The organism is Myxococcus xanthus (genome assembly GCF_006402735.1).
GTDB classification, from domain to species: Bacteria; Myxococcota; Myxococcia; order Myxococcales; family Myxococcaceae; genus Myxococcus; species Myxococcus xanthus_A.
The window spans coordinates 3805174-3826796 of record NZ_CP017174.1; the positions used below are offsets into that span (position 1 = coordinate 3805174).

Sequence of the window (21623 nt, forward strand, 5' to 3'; positions counted from 1 at the left end):
CTCCCGCGCGAGCCCGCGCGTCAGTGCTTGATGCGCTGTTCTGCCCGCTGGAGTTCCTGCTCGAGCTCCGACACGACGTCCGTGGGGGCTGCTGCCGGCGCGACGTCACCCGCGGCCTGCTGGAGCGACTGGGCCAGGTCCCGGAGCGTGGGGTGGTCGAAGAACGTCGTCGCGGGCACCTTGCGCCCCAGCAGCCGCTCCAGCGCTCCCGAGAAGGCCAGCGCATCCACGGAGCTCAGCCCCAGGTGCGTGAAGGGCGTCTGCGCCGTCACGTGCGCGTCGGGGAGCCGGAGTTGGCGGGCCAGCCAGGCCCGGCCCCAGGACTCGATGGCGCGCCAGTGGAGCCCGTCCAGCTCCGGCGCCACCGCGGGCGCCGTGTCGACATCGCCGCCACGCGCGTTCTCCCAGGTGGCCAGCACGGACAGGTCGCCCCGCAGCCACGCCTCCTTGCTCTGGAGCCGTTGCAGCTTGCCGCTGGTGGTGCGCGGCAGGCTCCGCTTGGCGACCAGGACGAAGCGCGACAGCGTGAGCCCGTGCGACTCGCTGATGGCGCGCGCCACGGGAGCCGCGAGCTCTGTCACGTCCTCCGCGCCCGCGTCATCTGGCGCCTCCGCGAGCAGGACGATGCTGTTCTCCGTCTCACGCTCCGCGGAGATGGCCACGGTGCTGTCGTCCCGCAGCCGCGGCATGGCCGTCACCGCCGTGGACTCGATGTCCTGGGGATAGTGGTTCTCGCCGCGGATGATGATGAGCTCCTTGGCACGGCCGGTGATGAACAGCTCACCGTGGTCCAGGAAGCCCAGGTCGCCCGTGTCCAGGAACTTCGTGCCGTCGCCGCCCGCGAACTCGTTGTGGAACGTGGCCCGCGTGGCCTCGGGGTTTTCGTAATAGCCGGGGGACACCGAGGGACCGGCCACCCAGACATGCCCCACCTTGCCGGGCGGGCTGGGCTGGCGCGTGCGCGGGTCGACAATCTCCAGGCGCATCTCGTGGGGCCTCTCGCCATGGCTCGTCTTGCCGCAGCTCACGAGTTGCCGGCAGTGGGGGGACGTCTCCTCGACGGGTGTGACGGCGCCTCGTTCCAGCTCATCCCGGTGCAACGCGAGCACGCGGGAGCGCTGGCCCGTCGTCACGCGCAACGTGGATTCCGCCAGACCGAAGCCGCAGTCGAACACGTCATACGAGAAGCCCACGCCCTTGTAGGCGTCCGCGAAGGCGCGGAGCGTCTCGTATCGGATGGGCTCCGAGCCGGACACCGCGCAGCGCAGCGCGCTCAGGTCCAGGTCCTTGCGGTGCTCCGGCGCCACGTGCGTGACACAGCGCTGGTAGCCGAAGTTGGGGCTGCCCGTGTGCGTCGCGCGGTGCTCGGACAGGGCGCGCAACCAGGTCAGCGGGTCCTTGATGAAGGTCTCCGGCGCGAGCAGCACCGCCCGAGCGCCGCTCATCAGCACCGCGAAGAGCGTGAACACCATGCCGAAGTCATGGAACATCGGCAGCCAACTGACGACCAGGCCGTCCTCGGTCAGTCCCAGCGACTGCTGGATGTCCGTGGCGTTGAACAGCGCGTTGCGGTGGGTGATCATCACGCCCTTGGGCGCCGCCGTGCTCCCCGAGGTGTACTGGAGATAAGCGGTGTCACTGCTCCGCGCCGGTGGCGGTTCGCCCAGGGACGCATCCGGCGCGGTGGCCGGGAGCGCATCGCTGGCCACCCACTGCACGGTGGACCAGTCCGGCAGGCCGGACATGGGGCGCAGCAGGGGGAGCAGCTCGTTGCTCGTGAGCACCACCTGGGCCTTTGCGTTGGCTCGCGTGGTGGCGACACGCCGCACGTCGCTCTTGCCACGCGGCGGGCAGAGCGGAACGGGGATGCCACCGGCTTGGAGCACACCGAAGAAGCCGGCGATGAACTCCAGTCCAGAGGGGTAGAGCAGCAGCGCGGTCTCTCCGGGCTTCAGGCCGGGACGCAGCGCCGCGGCGATGGCCGTGGCGCGCTGATGCAGCGCACCGTAGGTCAACGTCGCCACCTTCTCGCCGCGTCCGTCGAGGAAGGAGAAGACTTCCCGGTCCGGTTGTGTCCGGGCCCGGTGTGACAGCAGTTCTTGCAAGGTCTCGAAGCTCATGGGCGTCTCCTCCTGGCGTCAGGACCGCAGGGCCGCCGACACGATGTTGTTCATCATCATCCGGAGCATCCCGCCGGCCGGGAGGCCAGCGTACCGCTGCTTGATGGACTCGGGCGCGGACAGCTTTCCCCACGCGAAGGCACTGAGCGCGTCCGTCACGCTGCTCCCGTCGAAGTGGTGCCGGGAGGGGTCGGTGAGCCCCAGCGCGGGCGACACAATCTGCGCGTGCTGAAGCCCCTGGACGATGAACCTCGTCGCGTCCTCGGAGCTCATCTCGCCGCGCTCCACGGCCTCGATGCTGGCCACGGACTCATCCCAGAGCTTCTTGTAGGCGGCATCGTCGGGGCAGAGCAGGCCCGGGTAGGGCACCTCGTCCATGCCATGGAAGACGCGCTCGTCCTGCGTCTCCTTGAACTGGAACTTGGCCTTGAGCAGCCGCAGGAAGTCCAGCGCCGCCTCGCCAACCACCCAGACGCGGAAGAAGGCATTCCAGAGCTCGAAGTCGCGGAACGCGATGAACGCGCTGTTGACCAGCTCGTCGTTGTGATTCAGCAGTCCCTGCTGCAGCCGGTTGAAGGTCTCGAAGCGGCTGACATCGAAGTCGTCGTCCTTGAGCGCTTCCAGGAGGCGCAGCGACAGCGAGTGCACCGACATCATCGTGCCGGCGAGCCCACGCGAGAAGAGCGGGTCGATGAAGCCGGCGGCATGGCCCAGCAGGCAGTAGCGATGCCCGATGGTCCGCTTCGACGAGTACTGGAGCCGGGGCACGGACACCCACTCGCGCACCGCGCGGGCGCCGACGAACTGCCGCTCGACGACGGGGTTCTCCTTGAGCCAGGCGTTGAATTCCTGCTCCGGCGTGATGCCCTCCGGCACGGGCCAGCGGCGCGGGTCCAGTTGGAGCCCCACGCTGCACAGCGGGTTGGTGGACCACTTGTGGTTGTTGAAGGGAATCACCCAGAGCCAGCCGCCGTCGAAGATGTGGTGCAGCGTGCACTGGAACCACGGCACGGGGGACGGCTTGCGCTCGGCACCCACGAGGACGTCGTCGAACGGCTTCACGCCAATCATGTGCGTGAAGATGGACCGCGAATGTGTCTTGCAACGGGTGGGCGTGTCCCGCAGCGCCTGCTGCCGAGCCACGGGCGAGTTGGGACCCGCGGCATCCACGAGGTAGCGGCAGGTGATGCGCTCGTTGCGCTCGCTCACCAGCGTGACCTTGTCCAGGCCCAGGTCGATGTCCTTGACGCGGAGCTGCTGCTTCAGGTCGCAGCCGTAGCGCACGGCGATGTGCGCGACGTAGGCGTCGATGTCCTGCCGGTACCAGTGGGCCTCTGGGCCGTGAAGGATGGGGGAGATGACCAGTTGGTTCGAGTAGTCGAGGTCGAAGGGCCGCGACTTGTCATGGTGGATGAAGGCGAAGCCACGCTTGATGCCAATCGCGCTGGCGATGTGCTTGCGCGCTCCCATGAAGGTGGAGAGCTGCACGAACTCCGGGATGTCGAACTGCATCCCCAGCAACTCCAACATGCTGGAGGTGTGGCCCACCGTGGACTCGCCGACGGCGAACTTGGGATGCGCGGCCGCGTCAATCATGACGACCCGGGCACCCCGCTTCGCCAGGATGGCGGCGAGCAAGGACCCGGAGATGCCACTGCCGAGAATCGCGACGTCGTAATCAGTACCCATGCCGTTTTTCATGGACGTGTTCCTGTCGTGTGAGGCCGGGCCTCCCTCATCAGGTGGGAGCCCGGCCGGTGAGGGATTCACGCGGCGCGGCGCTCGTGGACCTTGAACAGCAGGGGCCCGGGACGGAGCGTCAGGCTGAAGTCCCGCTTGGGCTCGGGGACGCCGACGTATTCGATTCGGAAGCGACGGGTGAGCAGCGCGAGGACGACCTGCGCCTCGATGACGCCGAAGAACCGGCCGATGCACATGCGGGGCCCACCGCCGAACGCCACGAAGGCATACGCGGCGGAGTCATCCAGGTAGCGCTGCGGCCGGAACTCCTCTGGCGCATCCCAATACTGGGGATGCCGGTTGATGAGGAAGGGGACGAGCACGATGCGGCTGCCCGCGGGGATGTGGTAGCCGTCCAGTTCGTCATCCAGCGCCACGTCGCGGGGAATCATCCAGCCGGGCGGATACAGGCGCATTCCTTCGTAGAAGACGGCCTCCGCGAAGTTCAGCTTGTCCAGGTCATCGCGGGTGGGGTGGTCCCCCGTCAGGCTCTGGTCCACCTCCGCCATGAGGCGCTCGTAGGCTTCGGGGTTCTGGGCCAGCAGGAACCACGTCCAGGCCATGGACGTCGCCGTCGTCTCGTGCCCGGCGTAGAACGCGGCCAGGACCTCGTCGCGGAGGAGCTCATCGGACATGCCCGTCTTGTTGTCCTCGTCCCGGGCATGGATGAGCAGGTCGAGCAGGTCATGGAACGGGCAGCCGCTGGTGCCGCGGCGCTGGCGAATCATCCCGTTGATGACGCCGTCCACCCGGGTCATGGCCTGGATGAAGCGCTGGGCCCGCGCGCTGCCTAGACCCAGCGGGAGCTCGACGCTCGCGGGGCTCGCGTAGTCCATGGTGAACATGATGTCCCGATGGAGCTCGTCGCCGTGCTCGCCAATGCCACCCAGGAGCGTGGTGGTGATGACGTCGAGCGCGACACTGCGCATGTCGGCGGACACGTCGATGACCGAGCCGTCACGCGCCGCCTTCTCCCAGCGCCTGGCGATGACCTCCACGGACTTCGCGATGGCGGGGGTGAATTGGAGCAGGCTCTCCCGGGAGTAGGCCGGGTCCATGAGCCGGCGCTGGCGCTTCCACAGTTCCGTGTTGCTGGTCGTCAGGCCATAGCCAGACACCAGCCGGCTGCGCTCCCACGTCTTGCCCTTGATGTAGTTGTTCCGGTTCTCGACGAAGACGTAGTGGAAGTGCTCCTTCTTCATCGACATGTGCCAGGTGTCGACACCGAAATCGAGCCGGACCAGGTCGCCGTAGCGGGTCCACAGGTCGCGGATGACCTTCTCCATGCCTCCTCGCGCCATCGAGTACATCATCCGCGGGAGCGTCTGATAACCGGGGCCCGGCGCCTGACGGCGGCGCAGCCCGCCGGTGGGGCTGTCGTTGTATTCACGGAGAATGGTGTGGAGATAGCTTTCGCTCTTGGACGCCATGATGACTTGTCACTTTCATTGAGGAGGGTCGAATCCGGGTCGCGGCGTGCGCCGCGCCTCAGGCGCTGGCGCGGCGGATGGCGATGCCAGACCAGATGAACCAGATGGGGGCCACGAGGATGCCGGCGATCACCGCGCCCAGCTCCTGGAGCACCATGATGCGTCCCGCGATGCCGACCACGACCAGCACGTAGCCCGTGGTGGCGACGAAGGTCAGCCCGGTCAGCGGCTTGGACAGAATGCCTGATTTGAGGCTCGCCAGCGCGACGGTCAACGTCCACAGCCCCAGCGCGCCGAAGCGCATATAGGTGCCAGGGTCCAGGCGTGACACGCTGTAGGTGAACTCGACCATCTGCCGCGTGGCCGCGTCACCCGTCGCCCACTGCTGGGCCAGGTGGGGCAGGGTGGCCAGCAGCCGCGAGCCGTCCACACCGGTAATGACATACGCGCTGGCGCCCAGGATGGCGCCCCAGTTGACCCAGCCCGCGTTCTCGTCGCGGCGCACGAAGGTGCTCAGCGCGACGACGAAGCCGACGCCCGTGAAGCCACTCAGGATGTAGGCGACCTGCCGGACGATGAACGGCGTGAGGTTGGAGGCCAGGCCCTGCCAGTATTCGGGGGTCGTCGTGGTGGCCGTCGCCTTGGACGCGCCGGGGTCCACTACCATGGAGCCAGCGATGACGATGTAGAGCAGGCCCGTCAGGACGCCGCAGATGCCGCCGAAACGATAGACGGTGGAAGTCTTGTACATGGGTTGTTCCGCCTTCAGGGGGATTCCGGGAAGCCGAAGAGCTGGTTGGCGGTGGGGGCTTCAATCAGGGTCTTCAGCCGCCGGAAGTCGACGGCGATCTCCCTGCGGAAGACGACGATGCCCACGCGGAGCAGCGCCGAGAACATCGCCGTCTTGAATCGCTCACCCAGCGTCGCGGAAGCTCCGGCCTCCGTCGCGCCCTTGGTGCCGATGCGCGCTTCGATATCAATCTGCGTGCCGCCGTCCGCCGGCTCCAACACGTACTTGCCCCAGAAGGTGAAGGGGCCGGCGGTGCCGTGGAACTCGCCCATGTGTGGCGGCTCCAGGCGAAGAATCTCCACCGACGCGTCGGAGCGGCGCCCCATGAGCTGACGGGAGACCTGGTAGCGCGTCCCCGCGCCCACCGGGCCGTCATTCACCTGACGGAACTCGATGACCTCCGGGCGCCACTTGCTCTCGTGCCGCTCCGGGTCCGCCAGCACGGTGAAGATGTCTTCCCGTCGTCGGCGGATGTGAACGGAGTGATGAATCATGTTGTGACTCATGGATGTCTTCCTCTCTCCACGCGGGACGCGGGAGGCTCGGGCTGCTTGTTCCCCCGCCGCAGCCAGGGAGGCACGGGCAGGTAGCGGGGGCGGTCCATCAAGAGACGGGCGTAGTCGGTGTCTTGCTTCAGGGCCTGCTCTTCCAGGTCCGTCCGGCGGATGAGGAGCGCCGTGTAGACACAGCCAAAGACGGTGGACGTGAGCCAGGCGCCGTGGACGAGCGGCAGGGCGAACATCTCCACCATGACGGCGAAGACACTCGGGTGGCGGCAGTATCGGTAGACGCCTCGGTCGACCACGCCCAGCTCGGGCATCGTGAAGAAGCCCAGCGTCCACTGCACGCCCAGCGCTTGCATGGAGGCGTAGCGCAGGGCCTGGGCCAGCAACACCGCGGTGACCATGGCGATGCCGAGCGGCGCCTGGAAGGGACGGCCCCATGCCCAGACCTCCAGCAGCATGGCCGCGAACCACGCCATGTGGAGCACGAGCAGGGTGCGTGACAGCTCGCGCGGCGTGTGGTCTCTCGCCCCACGCTGACGCAGGGCGGCCGTGTTGCGATCGCTGAAGCGCTGCTCCAGGCCGCGCTGGAGGAAGACCAGGACGACCAGCAGCGTGAAGCCGCCCTGTGTCACCATTGAAGGAGCACCAACTCCTCGGAGAAGCCGGGGCCCATGGCGGTGAGCAGCCCCAACTCGCCCGCCTTGGCGCCGTTCGCGTCATGGTGCTGGTCCAGCATGTGGAGCACCGTCGCCGACGACAGGTTGCCCACGTCGTGGAGGACGCTCCAACTGGGGGCGAGCGCCGCGTCCGGGAGCCGGGTGGCCGCCTGGAGCTCCTGGAGGACTTTGGGGCCGCCGGGATGGATGAACCAGTGGGCGACGCGTGACGCGTCCACCGCGTGCTCTGCGAGCAGCGTGCCCAGGCCCTCCGCGAAGGTCCGCGACGCCATCTCCGGCACGTCGACGCCCAGCACGTTGCGGGGACCCGCGTCCTCCATGTTCATGCCCATGAGGCCCACGGTTCCAGGGACGAACACGGAGCGGGTGTCCACGACCCGAGGTCCCGGCTTCGTGGCCAGCGGGTGCTCGTCACCGACCATGAGGAGCGCCGCGGCGCCGTCACCGAACAGCGACGCGGCTACAACCTGCGAGAGGATGACGGGGTATACCGCTGAGTCGCGTTGGAGCTGCTCGATCAGGTGTTCGAGGTCCCGCTGGAGCGGGCCCGCCCAGATGCTCGAGCCCATCTCCACGCCCAGGAGGATGGCCGCCTCGCGCGGATGTCCACGCAGGTAGTCCGTCACCCGGGAGATGCCCGCGGCGCCGGCCTGACACCCGAGCCCGAGCAGGGGAGCGCGCTTGAGGTCCCGGCGGAACCCGAAGCGGTTCATCATCTCCGCGTCCACCGACGGAATGGACATCACCGAGGTGACGGACGTGAGCTGGGTGATGTCCGACGCCGCGACGCCGGACTTCTCGAAGAGGCGCGAGAGCGCGTTCGCGCAGAGCGCGTTCCGCTCCTCCACCATCCGCCGGTGCCCCTGTCCGATGTCCAAGGGCTCGTAGAAGGAGTCGAGCGGGATGGCGAAGTGCCGGCCCCGCACCTTCGCGTTCTTGAAGATGTCCGCGACGAGCCAGAGGCCCTCGAAGGGGCGCTCCAGCGACGCGATGTAGTGTTCGAGCGTCTGCGCGAGGAGCGTCTGCTCGTAATAGGTGCTCGGCAGCGAACTGGCCGTGGCGATGATGCGAGGCATGTAGGCTCCTACGCGGGCGGGCGCTGGGTCATGAGCGCGCGCAACCGGGCGACGAGTTCCTGGGCGTGCTGCTGGAGGAAGAAGTGGCCCCCTGGGAGCACATGGACGTGGGCTTCCGCGGCGGTCAGCTCCGACCAGCGGGAGAGGTTCTCCACGGGAACACGGGGGTCCGACACGCCCGCGAACACGTCGATGGGGCAGGGCAGCGGCGGGCGACGAGCGTGCACATGGGTGCCCAGCACGCTGAAGTCCGCGCGCAGCACCAGCAGGAATCCGCTCATGAACTCGCGCTCGGCGAGCACCTGCTCGGGCGTTCCACCCATGCGGCGCAGCTCTTCGATGAGGCGCTCGTCGCTCAACCGGAAGAGAGGGCGCTCCACCACGGCATGGGGCGCGCCTCGCGCCCCGACGAAGAGGTGGCGCGGTGGCGGCTGGCCGTCCGCGATGAGCCGCGCGCTGACCTCATACGCGAGCACCGCGCCGAAGCTGTGGCCATAGAAGGCATACGGAACATCGAGCAGCGGCGAAAGCGCTTCCACGAGCGCGGACACCAGGGGCGCCATGCGCTGGAAGGCGGGCTCCTCGCGGCGCGTCTCCCGGCCGGGGAGCTGGATGGGAATGACTTCGATGTCCTCGTCGAAGAGCCCGGGCCAGGCGCGGTAGGCCGAAGCGCCTCCTCCCGCGAAGGGCAGGCAGAACAGCCGAGCGCGCGGCGGCGTTGGCCGAGGACGCTTCAGCGGAAACCAGCCGTCCTGCATCACCATGCCGCCAGGAGACGGTGGCTCCGCCTGGACGGGCGCGGGCGTTGGACCCGGGTCGACCTGCGCGGGCGACGTGGCGACCGTCCCCGAGGGCTCCAGATCCGCGAGCACCCGCTCCGTCAGTTCGTTCACGCTCAGCCCGGGAAGCTGCACGGAGGCGGGCAGCGCGACCTTGAGCTGGGAGCGCAGCCAGTTGCGGACCATCAGCGTCAACATGGAGGTGAAGCCGAACTCCTGAAGCTTCTGGTCCCGAGGCAGCCGGCTCACGGAGACGCCGAGCGTGCGCGCCACCTCCTCGTGAACCTGCCGCGTCAGGTGTTCGCGCCGTGCCTCGGGCGTCAGGTCCTCCTGGGGAGGCGCAACGGGAGCCACGGGGACCGTGGCTTTCGGCGCCTGGCGTGGTTCGCTCGTGGGCCCGGTGCCTCCCGCGCGAAGCTGCGCGGAGAAGGACTCCATGAGCCGGGCGAACTCGTCACGCACGACGGACCGCACGTCGCCTTCGGGGCCTCGCGGCTCGGGCGGTGCCACGTCCTTGCGCCAGGTGCCGCCCGTGCCGGCCTGGAACCAGTGACGTTCCTGTTGCCAGGGATGGTTCGGGTAGTCCACGCAGCGGCTGTCCGGCCCCAGGACGGCGGCCCAGTCCAGCACCAACCCTTCCGTGTGCAGCTCCGCGAGGCATGCGAGCAGTGCCGTCCGTGAGGGCTGGTCCCGGCGGAGCGTGGCGACGCAGCGGGGCGCATTGGCAATCGACGCGAAGGTCGGCGTGAGCACCGGATGTCCGCTGACCTCCACGAACAGGGCCCGCGGCCCCTCCGCGATGGCGGCGACCGTCGGAGCGAAGCGCACCATCTGGCGGAGGTTGCGCGCCCAGTAGTCGGCGTCGAGCCGCGCTCCCTCCACCCGTGCTCCTTCGACCGTGGAGTAGAAGTCGAGCGTGCCTTCCTGGGGGCGCACGTCCGAGATCAGCTCACGGAAGTCCGGCAGCAGCGCGTCCACCTGGGGGCAGTGGGAGGCGAAGTCCACGCCCACGCGCCGGCAGAAGGTGCCGTCCGCGGAGATGCGGGCCATCAGCGCGTCGAGCGTGCCGCTCTCTCCCGAGAGCAACACGGTGTCCGGCCCGTTGATGGCCGCTACGCCCACGCTGTCCTCGTAGCCCTGCAGCGCCTGCCTTGCCGCCTCCAGGCCCAACCCGGCCACCAGCATGCCGCCCTTGCCTCGGAGACGTGGCAGCAGCTGGGCTCGTGCGCTGACCACGCGCGCCGCGTCCCGAAGGCCCAGGCAACCGGCGACGTGCGCGGCGGCAATCTCGCCCATGCTGTGGCCCACCACGCCGCTCGGGACGATGCCCCAGGCGCGCAACTGCTCGGCGAGGGAGACCTGGAGCGCGAAGAGGATGGGCTGCACGCGCTCGGCCGCGGACAACCACGCCTCCGTGTCCGTGTCGGAAGCCAGCCGCTCCATGACGGACCACCCCAAGAACTCCTGGAGACAGGCGTCCGCCTCCTCCAGCTTGCGCTGGAATGCGCCGCCTTCGCTCAGGAGGTCCCGCGCCATGCCCAGCCACTGCGAGCCCTGTCCGGAGAAGACGAGGATGCAGCGCGGGGTACGCTCCACCAGTTCGGGCCCCATGAAGATTCCCGGAGCGCGCTCGTTGGCCGCACCGGCCTCGAGCTGCGTGCGCATCTCCTCCGGCGTGCTGGCCAGGAGTCCCGCGCGCCACTTCAGGTGCTCCCGGTGCAGCGCGGAGGTGTGGCACAGGTCGCGCAACGCGGCGGGAGTGGCGGCCTGGAGGGAGGGCCTCAGTGCCTCCAGGCGCCGTTGGAGTCCTTCCTTCGAGCCCGCGGACACCAGCAACAGGTGTGGACCGTCTTCAACGGACTCGGGAACGGCCCTGACGGGGGCGGGCCCGAGCACGATGTGGACGTTGGTTCCCGAGACGCCGAACGAGTTCACCCCCGCGGCGGGCCTGCCTTCGGGCCACGGCGTGCAGGAGGTGGGAACGCGCAGGTTGAAGGCCTCCCAGTCGACGTTTGGACTGGGCTTCTGGAAGTGCAGGTGCGGGGGAATCTCGCGGTGGTGGAGCGAGAGGATGGTCTTGAGCAGCCCGGCGATTCCCGCCGCCGCCTCGGTGTGGCCGAAGTTCGTCTTCACCGAGCCCACGTAGAGCGCTTCCGCGGAGGCACGCTCCGGCCGGAGGACCTCGCCCAGGGCCTGGAGCTCTATCGGGTCCCCCAGGGGCGTGCCCGTGCCATGGGCCTCCACGTAGCCAATCTCACGCGGAGCCGTTCCCGCGCTCTCCAACGTGCGAGCAATCAGCGCGGCCTGCGCTGCGCCATTGGGCGCCGTCAGGCCGTTGCTGCGGCCGTCCTGGTTGGTACCCGAGCCGCGAATCACCGCGAAGACGCGGTCGGACGGCTGCACGTCCGACAGGCGCTTGAGCACGACGATGCCGCAGCCCTCACTGCGAACGTAGCCATCCGCACTGGCGTCGAAGGTCCGGCACCGGCCCGACGGTGAGAGCGCGCCCGTCTGGGCCAGGCAGACGCTCGTCTCGGTGGAGGCGATGAGGTTGACGCCCCCCGCCAGCGCGAGGTTGCACTCGCCCTGCCGCAGACTCTGACACGCGAGGTGGACGGACATCAGCGACGAGGAGCACGCGGTGTCGACGATGAGTGAGGGACCGCGCAGTCCCAGTTGGTAGGAGATGCGGCCACTGGCCACGTTCACCGCTGCGCCCGTCAGCGAGTACGCGTCCAGCGACGCGTTCGCCTTCAACATCGCGACGGGGTAGTCGTTGTTGCCCGCGATGCCCACGAAGACACCGGTGGCGCTCTTCTGGAGCCGGCCTGGAGGAATGCCCGCGTGTTCGAGCGCCTCCCAGCTCACCTGGAGCAGCAGCCGCTGCTGCGGGTCCATGCTGGCGGCTTCTCGCGGCGGAATGCCGAAGAAGCCGGCGTCGAAGCGGTCCACGCCGTCCAGGAAGGCGCCGTGGCGGCAGTAGCTCTTGCCCGGCACCCCCGGGTTCGGGTCATAGACTTCGTCGAACGGCCAGCGTTCGGGTGGGAGTTCGCCGACCGCATCCTGTCCATCGCGCAGGAAGGCCCAGTAGTCATTGGCGTCCCGGATGCCGCCGGGAAAACGGCAGGCCATGCCGACGACGGCGATGGGCTCGCGTTGCTGGGCGAGCACCCGGTTGAGCCGGGCCTTCGTCGCCTCCAACGCCATGAGGGCTCGCTCCAGCGTGCTGGCTTCTCCGTTGCTGCTCACGTCACGCATGTCGTGGGTTCCCCGCGTCGAGCTCATTCCCTGCCCAGCTCCAGACCTTCACCAATCAAGGCTTCAATCTGTTCCGGGGTCATTTGCCGCACGCGCTCCAGTGCCTCCTGGGCGCGCGGTGTTCCATGGGTGTCCGCGCTGGCCACCGGCGGTGCCGCCAGTCCGGTCGTTTCGAGCAGGACGTCGACCAGGCTCTCCACGGTGGGATGGTTGAAGAGCACCGGGAGCGCGAGCGTCTGGCCCAGCGCACTGGCCAGCGCGTTGCGCAGCTCGACGACCATCAGTGAGTCCATGCCGAACTCGCGCATGGGCTTGGACTCCGGCAGCGGCTCCGCTTCGTCCCATGCCAGTACCCGGCGCACCTGACTGACGACCAGGTCCTGAAGCAGCTCGCGTCGGCGCGCTCCGGCGGCCTGTTTCAGCCGCAGGCGGAGCGCGTTGGTATCCACCGGCACCTCCGCGGCCGTGTGCTCGCCCACGAGCTCCCATAGGAGTCCGCGCGCCATCCGGGGCCCGAGGCTCCGCCCCACCTGCTCCCAGTTCGCGGAGAGGACCACGACGCGCGCGTCCGGTGATGCGCCCAGCAGTGAGGCAAGCACGGCACAGGCCCGCTCCACCGGAAGCTGTTCGAGGCCTTGCCGCGCCAGCCTTCGGCGGCTGTCATCCCCCAGCTCCGCGGCCATGCCGGCTTCCGCCCAGGGGCCCCAGTTGATGCTGAGCGCTGGGAGCCCGAGGTCCTTGCGGTGTTCGGCCAGTGCATCGAGCCCCGCGTTCGCGGCGGCGTAGTTGGACTGCCCCTGAGGGCCGAGCAGCGCGGCCACGGACGAGAAGAGCACGAAGAAGTCCAGCGGCTGTTCTCGCGTCAGCGCATGCAGGTTCCAGGCGCCCACCCACTTGGGCGCGAACACCTTGTGGAAGCGTTCCCAGGACTGCTCCAGGAGGATGCCGTCATCCAGCACGCCGGCCGTATGGAGGATGCCGCCGAGCGCGGGGCCGTCACGAAGGCTGTCGAGGCCCTGCGACAACTCCTCCGCATTGGCGACGTCGCATCGCAGATAGCGGACCTGGACGTGCTCGTTTCGCAGCGAGTCCATCCAGTCCCGTGCCGAGCCGTCCGGTTCGCCGCGGCCCATGAGCACGAGGTGCCGCGCGCCCAGGGAGACCAGCGTCCGTGCGGTGCGCCGCCCCAGTGCGCCGAGGCCCCCCGTCACCAGGTAGCTCCGGTCGTCTCGCACGGTGGGGACCTGCGCGGGAGGCGGGGGCGTGGCGTGCCGCAGCCGCCCGGCGAAGAGCCTGTGTCCCCGGATGACGACCTCGGGCTCGTTCGCGCCGAGCGCCTTCACCAGCATGTCCCCAGCCGTCTCAGAGGCGGTGGGGTCCAGGTCGATTGACAGCGTCGAGGCCTCCTGCATCTCACTTCGCAGCACGCGCATGAGGCCCCAGAGCGGCGCCTGCGCGGCTTGTGACACGGGGCCTTCGCATCGCTGCGCGCCCAGGGTGGTGAGCACCAGCCGGGGGAGCGCGGGCACCGCGCCCGACAGCAGGCGCTGGATGAGCGCGAGCAGGGGCCGGTAGACGCGCTCCTGGGCGTGCGCCAACGGAGAGGTCAGCTCCAGGCCGCTCAGGAAGAGCAGGTCCGAGAAGCCCTGCTGGCACAGTCGTTCGATGAGCGAATCGAGCTCGGGCCCTTCGTCCGATGCGAGCGAGGCGACCTGGACGTGCCGTCCCTGCGCGCGGAGCGTGTCGGCCAGGGGCGCGGCGTGCTCGAGGCTGGGCGCAACAAGCAGCAGCGGGCGTTCGTCCGCCACGGGGCGCGCGGGCAGCTCCAGCTCGCTCCAACCGAGGGTGTAGTGGTCCTGCTCGGACGTCCGCGCTTCGGGGGCGTGCTGGCGCGGCGGAGCGGCGGGCCAGAAGCGGCGGGGCCGGAAGGGATAGCTCGGCGCGGGAACGAAACGCGCCTGCATACCCGCCATCACGCCCCGCCAGTCCACGGGGACGCCACGAAGGCCCAGCTCGCCCGCGCTCTGGAGCAGTTGCCGGCAGTCTCCGCCCTTGGCATTGAGCGACCGGAGCCAGAGGGTTTCAGGGGCCGGCGCGGCGGTGCCGGCGGACGCCTCGACGCACTGCTGGGCCATGCCGAGGAGCGTGGCGCCCGGGCCAATCTCGATGAAGGTGTCGCACTTGAGCCGCTGGAGGGCGCGGATGCTCTCCAGGAAGCGCACCGGCTCCCGCGAGTGGCGCCGCAGGTAGCGGCCATCCAGGGTGCCGCCACGCGGGAGCACCTCGCCGGTGAGGTTGCAGACGAGGTCGAGCCGCGACGGTTGGAAGGTGACGGCCCTCGCCTCGTACTCGAAGGCTTCCAGCATGGGCTCCAGCAGCGAGGAGTGGAACGCGTGCGAGACGCGCAGCACCTGGCTGCGGACGCCTTCCTGCTCGAAGCGGGCCAGCACTGCCTCCACGCCGCTCGCGGGCCCGCTGACCACGGTGCTCTCGGGGCCGTTGATGGCGGCGATGTCCACGCCGCCGCCGAGCTGCTCCAGGACGGTCGCGACGCGCGTCGCGCTGGCGAACACCGCGCCCATGGCGCCTCCGGCGGGCAGCGTCTGCATGAGGCGGCCTCGTACGGCGATGAGCCCCAGCGCCTGCTCGAAGTCGAGGCACCCGGCCGCCCACGCCGCGGCGTACTCGCCCACGCTGTGTCCCATGACGAAGCGAGGCTCTACGCCCCAGGCGCGCCACAGCTTCGTCAGGGCGTACTGGAGGGAGAAGAGGGCGGGCTGGGTATTCGCCGTCGCGTGGATGTCTCCCGCGCTCCCGTACAGCACGTCGAGCAACGGGAGGTCGAAGGACTCGCGCAGGAGCCGATCGCATTCATTCAGGGCGTCCCGGAACACCGGCTCGCTCTCGTAGAGCTCGCGCCCCATGCCGCGGTACTGGGAGCCCTGGCCGGTGAAGAGGAAGGCCACGTTCGCGCGGCGCGGCTGCTGGATGACATGGGCGCGGACGCCAGGGCTGCTGGTGCCGCGGGCGAAGGCCGCCAGGTGCTCGGCCGCCTTTCGCGGGGTGTTCTCCACGAGCGTGAGCCGGTGGGGCAGGGCGGAGCGTCCGACGTTCGCGGTCAGGGCCAGGTCGGCCCACGCGGACTCCGGCGCGGCGGTCAGTTGGTCCGAGTAGCGCTGTGCCAGCTCTCGCAGGGCCTCGTCACTGCGCGCCGAGAGCAGGAGCGGCTGCACCGGCCGCGAGGGCTTCACCCGCCGCTCCTCGTCCGGAGGGGCCTCTTGGACGATGACGTGGGCAATGGTGCCGCTCATGCCGAAGGAGCTCACGCCCGCCATGCGAGGCGTGCCATCCGTGTCCCAGGGCTCCAGCTCCCGGACGACACGCAGGGGCAGGTCCTCCCAGGCGAATGCCGGATTCCCGCGTTGGAAGTGCAAGTGCGCGGGCAGTTGCTGGTGCCGCATCGCCAGGATGACCTTGATGAGACCCGCGACGCCCGCCGCCGACTCCAGGTGGCCGATGTTGGTCTTCACCGAGCCGACCCGGAGCGCGTCGGGACGGGAGCGCCCCTGGCCGTACACGGCGTTCAGCGCCTCCAACTCGACGGGGTCACCCAGCGGCGTGCCCGTCCCGTGCGCTTCGACGTACTGCACCTCCGCGGGCCGGACGCCGGCACACTCCAGGGCCTGCCGCATCACCTGCTGCTGCGCGATGCCGTTGGGCGCCGTGAGGCCCGCGCTCGCGCCGTCATGCGCCACCGCCGAGCCGCGCAGCACCGCCAGGATGCGGTTGCCGTCCCGCCGTGCCTCCGACAGGCGCTTGAGGACCAGCACTCCCACGCCTTCGCCGCGGCCAATGCCCTGGGCCCCGGCATCGAAGGTCCGGCAACGGCCATCCGGTGAGAGCACCTTCGTCTGCGACAGCAGCACGCTGGTGACGGGTGACAGCAGGAGGTTGACGCCCGCGGCCAGCGCGACGTCGCACTCCCCCGTGCGCAGGCTCTGACATGCCACGTGCGTGGAGACCAGGGAGGATGCACAGGCGGCGTCCACCGCGAACGCGGGGCCCTGGAGGCCCAGCAGATAGGAGACGCGGCCCGCCGCGAAGTTCAGGGGGCTGCCCGTCGTCGTGTACGCGTCGAGCCCGGCCAGCCCGAGCCGTGCGAGCTGCTCCTGGAAGTAGTCACTCGCGGTGATTCCGACGAAGACCCCCGTCCGCCCGCCGTGCAGTCGCTCCGGTGCGAGCGCCGCGTCCTCCAGGGCATGCCAGCACGTCTCCAGGAGGAGTCGGTGCTGCGGGTCCATGGCCAGCGCCTCGCGGGGGGACACTCCGAAGAAGTCGGCGTCGAAGTGCTCCACGTTCGAGAGGAAGCCGCCCTCGCGGTTGTAGATCTTCCCCGGGGCTCCGGGCTCCGGGTCGTAGAAGGCGGCCACGTCCCAGCGGCCTTCCGGCACGGGGCTGACGCAGTCGCGCTGCTCCCGGAGCGCCTGCCAGAAGGACTCCACCGAGCCGGCGCCAGGCATCCGGCAGGCCATGCCAACGACGGCGATGGGCTCCGGGCGGCCCCCCTTCAGCCGCTCCACCTCCGTGCGCAGCTTCTGGATGACCGCGTCCGCCTGCTTCAAGCGCGCGACGTGTGGGAACCGTTCGAGCTCCGCCTGGCCCATGTCCTCGATGGAGGCCGGGCTCGTGCTTCCGCCGCCAGAGGGCTTCGCGCGGGAGGCGAGGACGTTCTGGAGGGAGGGGATGCTGCCACCGGCCTCGGGGACGGGCTCGCGGATGGGCTCGGGCGTGGCGCTCTGGGGGAACAAGCGCTTGAGCAGGGTTTCGGCCAGCGACACGACGTTGGGCGTGCTGAAGGCGAAGGTCGCGGGAATCTTGCAGTCCAGCGTCCGCTCGAGGCGCAGCCGCAACTCGACGCTCATGATGGAGTCCATGCCGAGGTCGAAGAAGCCGCGCGTCGGGTCCACGCTCCCCGCGTCTGGCAGTCGCATGGCGGTGGCGAGCTCTGCGCAGAGGTGTGCCACCAGCCGCTCTTGTCGCGAGTCCCCATCCAGCCGCGCCAGCTCGGCGCGAAGCTGCCCACGCGCGGCGCCGTGGGAGGCTGTGCCCTCATCGAGCTGCTTGAGCAGTCCGCGCTCGCCAAAGGCCTCGAAGAGCGGCCGGAAGCGCTGAAGGTCGAGGTTCGCCACCGACGCGAGGTGCCGGTCCGTGCGCAGCAGCGCATCGAATGCGGCCAGTGCATCCGGCGCGGCCATGGCCTGGAACCCGGAGCGGTCGGAGATGCGGCGCTCCTCTTCCGAGGCCTGCCGCATGTACTCCCACCGGCCCCAGCGAACACAGAGGACCGGGAGGCCCTGGCGGTGAAGGTACTCCGCCAGCGCCTCCATGCCGGCGTTCGCCGCCGCGTAGTGGGCCAGTGCCCTGGAGCCGAGCACGCTGGTGATGGAGGAGTACAGGACGAAGAGGTCGGGCCGTGCGTCGCGGCAGGCCTCGTACAGGTTCCACGTCCCCTCCAGCTTGGCCCGCATGAGCGCCTGGGTGTCGCCGGGTTGCAGCTCCGCGAGCGTCTTCGGGGTGATGGACGCCGCCGCGTGGATGACGCCGCCCAGCCTGGGCCAGTCCTGCCCGAAGTGGCGGACGACACTCGCGAGGGACGGGGCATCGCCGACGTCACACGCCTCGATGCAGACGCTCGCGCCTTGTGCCTCGATGTCCGCGACCCGGGCCGCCACGCTGGCGTCGTCGATGAGGCCCTGGCGGCCCTTGCGGCCGAGCAGCACGAGGTGTCGCGCGCCCCGGGAGACGAGCCAGCGCGCCATCTCCAGGCCCAGGTCGCCCAGGCCACCTGTCACCAGGTAGGACGCATCCGCGTGCACCCGGGGATGTGTGTCCGCGCGAGCGGCCGGAAGCGCCTTCGCCGTTTCCGGAGGCGCCTGCTTCACCAGCCGCGCCCCGAGACGCCGGCCCCCACGGATGAGCACCTGGTCCTCGATGGACTCATGGACGAGTTCGTCCGTGAGCAGCGCGGTGAGCTCCGCCGTGGCCACGCCCGGCTCGAGGTCGATGAGGCCTCCCCACAGCAAGGGATGTTCGAGCGCGATGCTCCGGCCCAGCCCCCAGAGAGTGGCGCCGACCGCGCCTTCGAGCGTTCCGCCGTGAGCGCCCTGGGTCACGAGGTGGAGCGGCAGGCGGCGTGATTCCGCTGGCGTTCCGGCGTGCTCCGCGTGACGCAGCAGCGTGCGCAGGAAGGTGACGCATCGATTCGACGCGGCCTCCCACGTCCTGGGCCGGCCATCCCGCCCGCCGTCGAGGGTGGGGGAGGACAGGTACACGGCGCGCACGGCCTTGCGAGGGGGGACGGACGTCAGGGCCCCACTGACGCAGTCCTCGCAGAAGCGCTCCCAACGGGGGGCATCCGTGAGGCAGCCGTCGTCAGGCCGGCAGACGCGTGCCACGTGCCCCCGGGCTTCCAGTGCCGTGGCCAGCGCCTGCCCATGCAGCCCGACCTCATCGACGATGAGCCACAGGGCCTCGCCCGCCTGCTCGCGCGCCTCGCGTCGTTCGGACGCCAGCTCGCGCCATTCGACCTCCCAGTGCCAGTCGGCGTGGGCCTGCTTCTCCGCCGCAGTGCTCTGGAGCACCACGCCCCGAAGCTCCACGACGGTGCGCTTCTGGGCGTCACTCAGGAGGATGTCCGCGACACAGCCCTCCGCGTCGGCCTTGTGCAGCCGGACGCGGCTCGTGACGGTGCCCGCGTAGCCGCGTGGCCAGAGTCGCAAGCGGTCAATCCGCGTGGGGCGCAGCGTGCCCCAGGTGTTGCCGTGGGGCGCCAGTGTCTTGAGGTGCTGGAGTGCCCGCCGCAGCGCGGTGCCCGGCATCACCCACGGCTCATCAGGGACGCTGTCGGAGGGGAGCCATGTGTCGGCCCCGGCGTCCGTCGGGGGCGCCTCCATTGGCTCCGCTTGCGCGAGCCCGCTCAGGCAGGACCGCCACGTACCCGCGCCGCCCCCGGTCCGGCCATGAACGGACAGCATGACGCGGTCCTGCTCGCCGGGCGCGAGGAGCGCCTGCAGGTGACGCAGGTCCGTGTCCGGCGCCGCGCTGGTGTCGAGCAGGGAGAGGCCCTCGGCGATCAGCGCCTTGCCCTCGTTCACCTCGCGGAGCGCCGCGGCCGTCAACTCCAGCGCCAGCCACGACGTCCAGCCTGCGTGGCCAGCATCGTCCCCGGCGCCCGCGAAGCGCTCCCGGAGCGTTCGGGTGAGCTCGGCCTGGATGAGGTGTCCACCTGCTTGCTGCGCCAGGCTGAGTACCTGCTGGAGCAGCGGATGCCCATCATGGGCATCCCCGTTCCGGAGCGGCTGGTAGCCAGGGGCCCGCGTGAGCCAGTAGCGCGTGCGTTGCCAGGCATAGGCGGGCAGCGACACCACCTGGCCGCGCGGATACAGCTCCGTCCAGTCGAGGTCCTCGCCCTCCAGGTAGCGATGCACCTTCCGGGCTTCCAGCGCGCTGAACGCGGCCTCCAGCTCACGGCGGCTGTCCCGCCGAAGGGAGTCTCCCGCCAGGAGCCGGTCGAGCGACGCCACGAGCCGGGTCCGACTCTCACCTGTCGCGAGCGCCCGCAGGGGGTGATGATCCCTTCGGACGGCCGCCGTGTAGCAGAGGTCCGCCAGCTCCTCGTCCGGCGCGTTGGCGAGCCGCTCGCGGAACCGGGCGATCATGGCCCTCAGCGCCGGGTCGTCATGCGCGGAGATGGGAAGCACCCACTGGGCGCGTTCGACGGGCGCCGGGACTTCGACAGGGCAGGGGGGCTCGCCAAGCAGCAGATGCGCGTTGCTGCCGCTGAGGCCGAACGAGCTCACGGCGACCACGCTCTGCTCGTTGCCGCGAGGCAGGTCGGTCAGCTTGGTGGCGACCCGGATGGGCGGCCGCCAGTCAATCTTCGGGCTTGGCACCTCGAAGTTGATCTGGGGCGGTATCTTCCCGTGGCGGAGGATGAGGATGCCCTTGGTGAGGCTCGCCATGCCGGCCGCGGACTCCAGGTGGCCGATGTTCGCTTTCACCGAGCCGACACACAGGGCCTTGTCGGGAGCGCGGTTGGCGCCATAGACGCGGCCGATGGCGCCCATCTCGATGGGGTCTCCCAGCGGCGTCCCCGTCCCGTGCGCTTCGAGATAGCCCACCTCCGCCGGCTCCACGCCGGCGGCGTCGAGCGCGTCGCGCAGGACAGCCTCCTGGGCCTTGCCGCTGGGCACCGTCACGCCGCCGCTGGGGCCGTCGTGATTGCTGGCCGTCCCGCGAAGCACCGCCAGCACCCGGTCTCCATCCGCGAGCGCCCGGGACAAGGCCTTGAGCACCACGACTCCACAGCCTTCACCCCGCACGTAGCCATTGGCCGCCGCGTCGAACGCCTTGATGCGCCCGTCTGGTGACTGGGCGCCAATCTTGGAGAGGCTGATGGTCGTCTGGGGTTGGAGCATCAGGCTCACCCCACCCACCAGGGCGGCCTCGCACTCCCCCGCGCGGATGCTCTGACAGGCCAGGTGCGTGGCCACGAGCGAGGACGAGCACGCCGTGTCCAACGTGAGGCTGGGACCCATCAGCCCCAGCAGGTGGGACAGCCGGCCTGACAGGAAGCTGAAGCCAACCCCAGAGGCCGTGTACGCGTCGATGCGCGCGGGATCCTCCGACTGCATCCGCGCGTAGTCGTCATACATCACGCCCATGAACACGCCGGTGCGCGTGCGCAGCAACTTCTTGCGCACGAGCCCCGCGTCGCAGACCGCCTCGACCGCGACCTCCAGGAGCAGCCGCTGCTGCGGGTCCAGCCGGGAGGCCTCGCGCGGTGAGACCTGGAAGAAGCCCGCGTCGAAGCCGTCGATCTGATCAAGGAATGCGCCGTAGCGCGTGGTCATCTTGCCCGGCGCTTCGGGATTCGCGTCATAGAATGCATCGACATCCCAGCGGTCCGCCGGCACTTCCCGGACCATGTCAGACCCGGCGCATATCATTCGCCAGAACGCGTCTGTGTCTTGTCCGCCGGGAAACCGGCAAGCCATACCAATCACAGCAATGGGCTCTCTGCTCTTGCGTTCGTAGGCTTCGGCCCGCTCCTTCCATTTTCGGGCAGCAAGGAGCGCTTTGCGCTCTGGAGAGAGCGTTGTCATTGGGCGGATTGTCCTGGAAAGACGTTATTTGCCGGTCTTGATATGAAGACAATCTATTTTGTCTCAAGTGAAATATGCCATGG

General features: G+C 69.6%; 9 protein-coding genes. All 9 read right to left on the reverse strand.

The genetic code is table 11. The features are described 5' to 3' along the window. Window positions 1–20: 20 nt before the first annotated feature. The 9 genes from BHS09_RS16155 to BHS09_RS16195 all read right to left on the reverse strand — a co-directional run bounded on the left by BHS09_RS16155 (window position 21) and on the right by BHS09_RS16195 (window position 21540). Window positions 21–2120, reverse strand: coding sequence for an AMP-binding protein (locus tag BHS09_RS16155; RefSeq protein ID WP_140798310.1), 2100 nt, complete (start codon window positions 2118–2120; stop codon window positions 21–23). Window positions 2121–2138: 18 nt separating this feature from the next. Continuing rightward, window positions 2139–3821, reverse strand: coding sequence for an NAD(P)/FAD-dependent oxidoreductase (locus tag BHS09_RS16160; RefSeq protein ID WP_140791085.1), 1683 nt, complete (start codon window positions 3819–3821; stop codon window positions 2139–2141). 65 nt (window positions 3822–3886) lie between these two features. After that, window positions 3887–5290: a cytochrome P450 gene (locus BHS09_RS16165; RefSeq protein WP_140798311.1), complete on the reverse strand. Its 1404-nt coding sequence runs from the start codon at window positions 5288–5290 to the stop codon at window positions 3887–3889. 58 nt (window positions 5291–5348) lie between these two features. Beyond that, on the reverse strand, window positions 5349–6041 hold the full coding sequence (locus BHS09_RS16170; protein WP_140798312.1) for a DUF4386 family protein: 693 nt from the start codon (window positions 6039–6041) through the stop codon (window positions 5349–5351). Between the two features lie 14 nt (window positions 6042–6055). Further along, window positions 6056–6586, reverse strand: coding sequence for an SRPBCC family protein (locus BHS09_RS16175; protein ID WP_140791091.1), 531 nt, complete (start codon window positions 6584–6586; stop codon window positions 6056–6058). After that, window positions 6583–7221 carry an isoprenylcysteine carboxyl methyltransferase family protein gene (locus BHS09_RS16180; protein WP_140791092.1) on the reverse strand — a complete coding sequence of 213 codons (639 nt, stop codon included), beginning with the start codon at window positions 7219–7221 and terminating at the stop codon, window positions 6583–6585. The genes BHS09_RS16175 and BHS09_RS16180 overlap by 4 nt, the downstream gene beginning before the upstream one ends. Next, window positions 7215–8339: a type III polyketide synthase gene (locus BHS09_RS16185; protein ID WP_140798313.1), complete on the reverse strand. Its 1125-nt coding sequence runs from the start codon at window positions 8337–8339 to the stop codon at window positions 7215–7217. The genes BHS09_RS16180 and BHS09_RS16185 overlap by 7 nt, the downstream gene beginning before the upstream one ends. A gap of 8 nt (window positions 8340–8347) precedes the next feature. Further along, the gene (locus BHS09_RS16190; RefSeq protein WP_140798314.1) at window positions 8348–12403 is read right to left on the reverse strand and encodes a type I polyketide synthase; all 4056 of its coding nucleotides are present in this window, start codon (window positions 12401–12403) and stop codon (window positions 8348–8350) included. Then, on the reverse strand, window positions 12400–21540 hold the full coding sequence (locus tag BHS09_RS16195) for a type I polyketide synthase (RefSeq protein WP_140798315.1): 9141 nt from the start codon (window positions 21538–21540) through the stop codon (window positions 12400–12402). Before BHS09_RS16195 ends, BHS09_RS16190 begins: the two co-directional genes overlap by 4 nt. Between the last annotated feature and the right edge of the window lie 83 nt (window positions 21541–21623).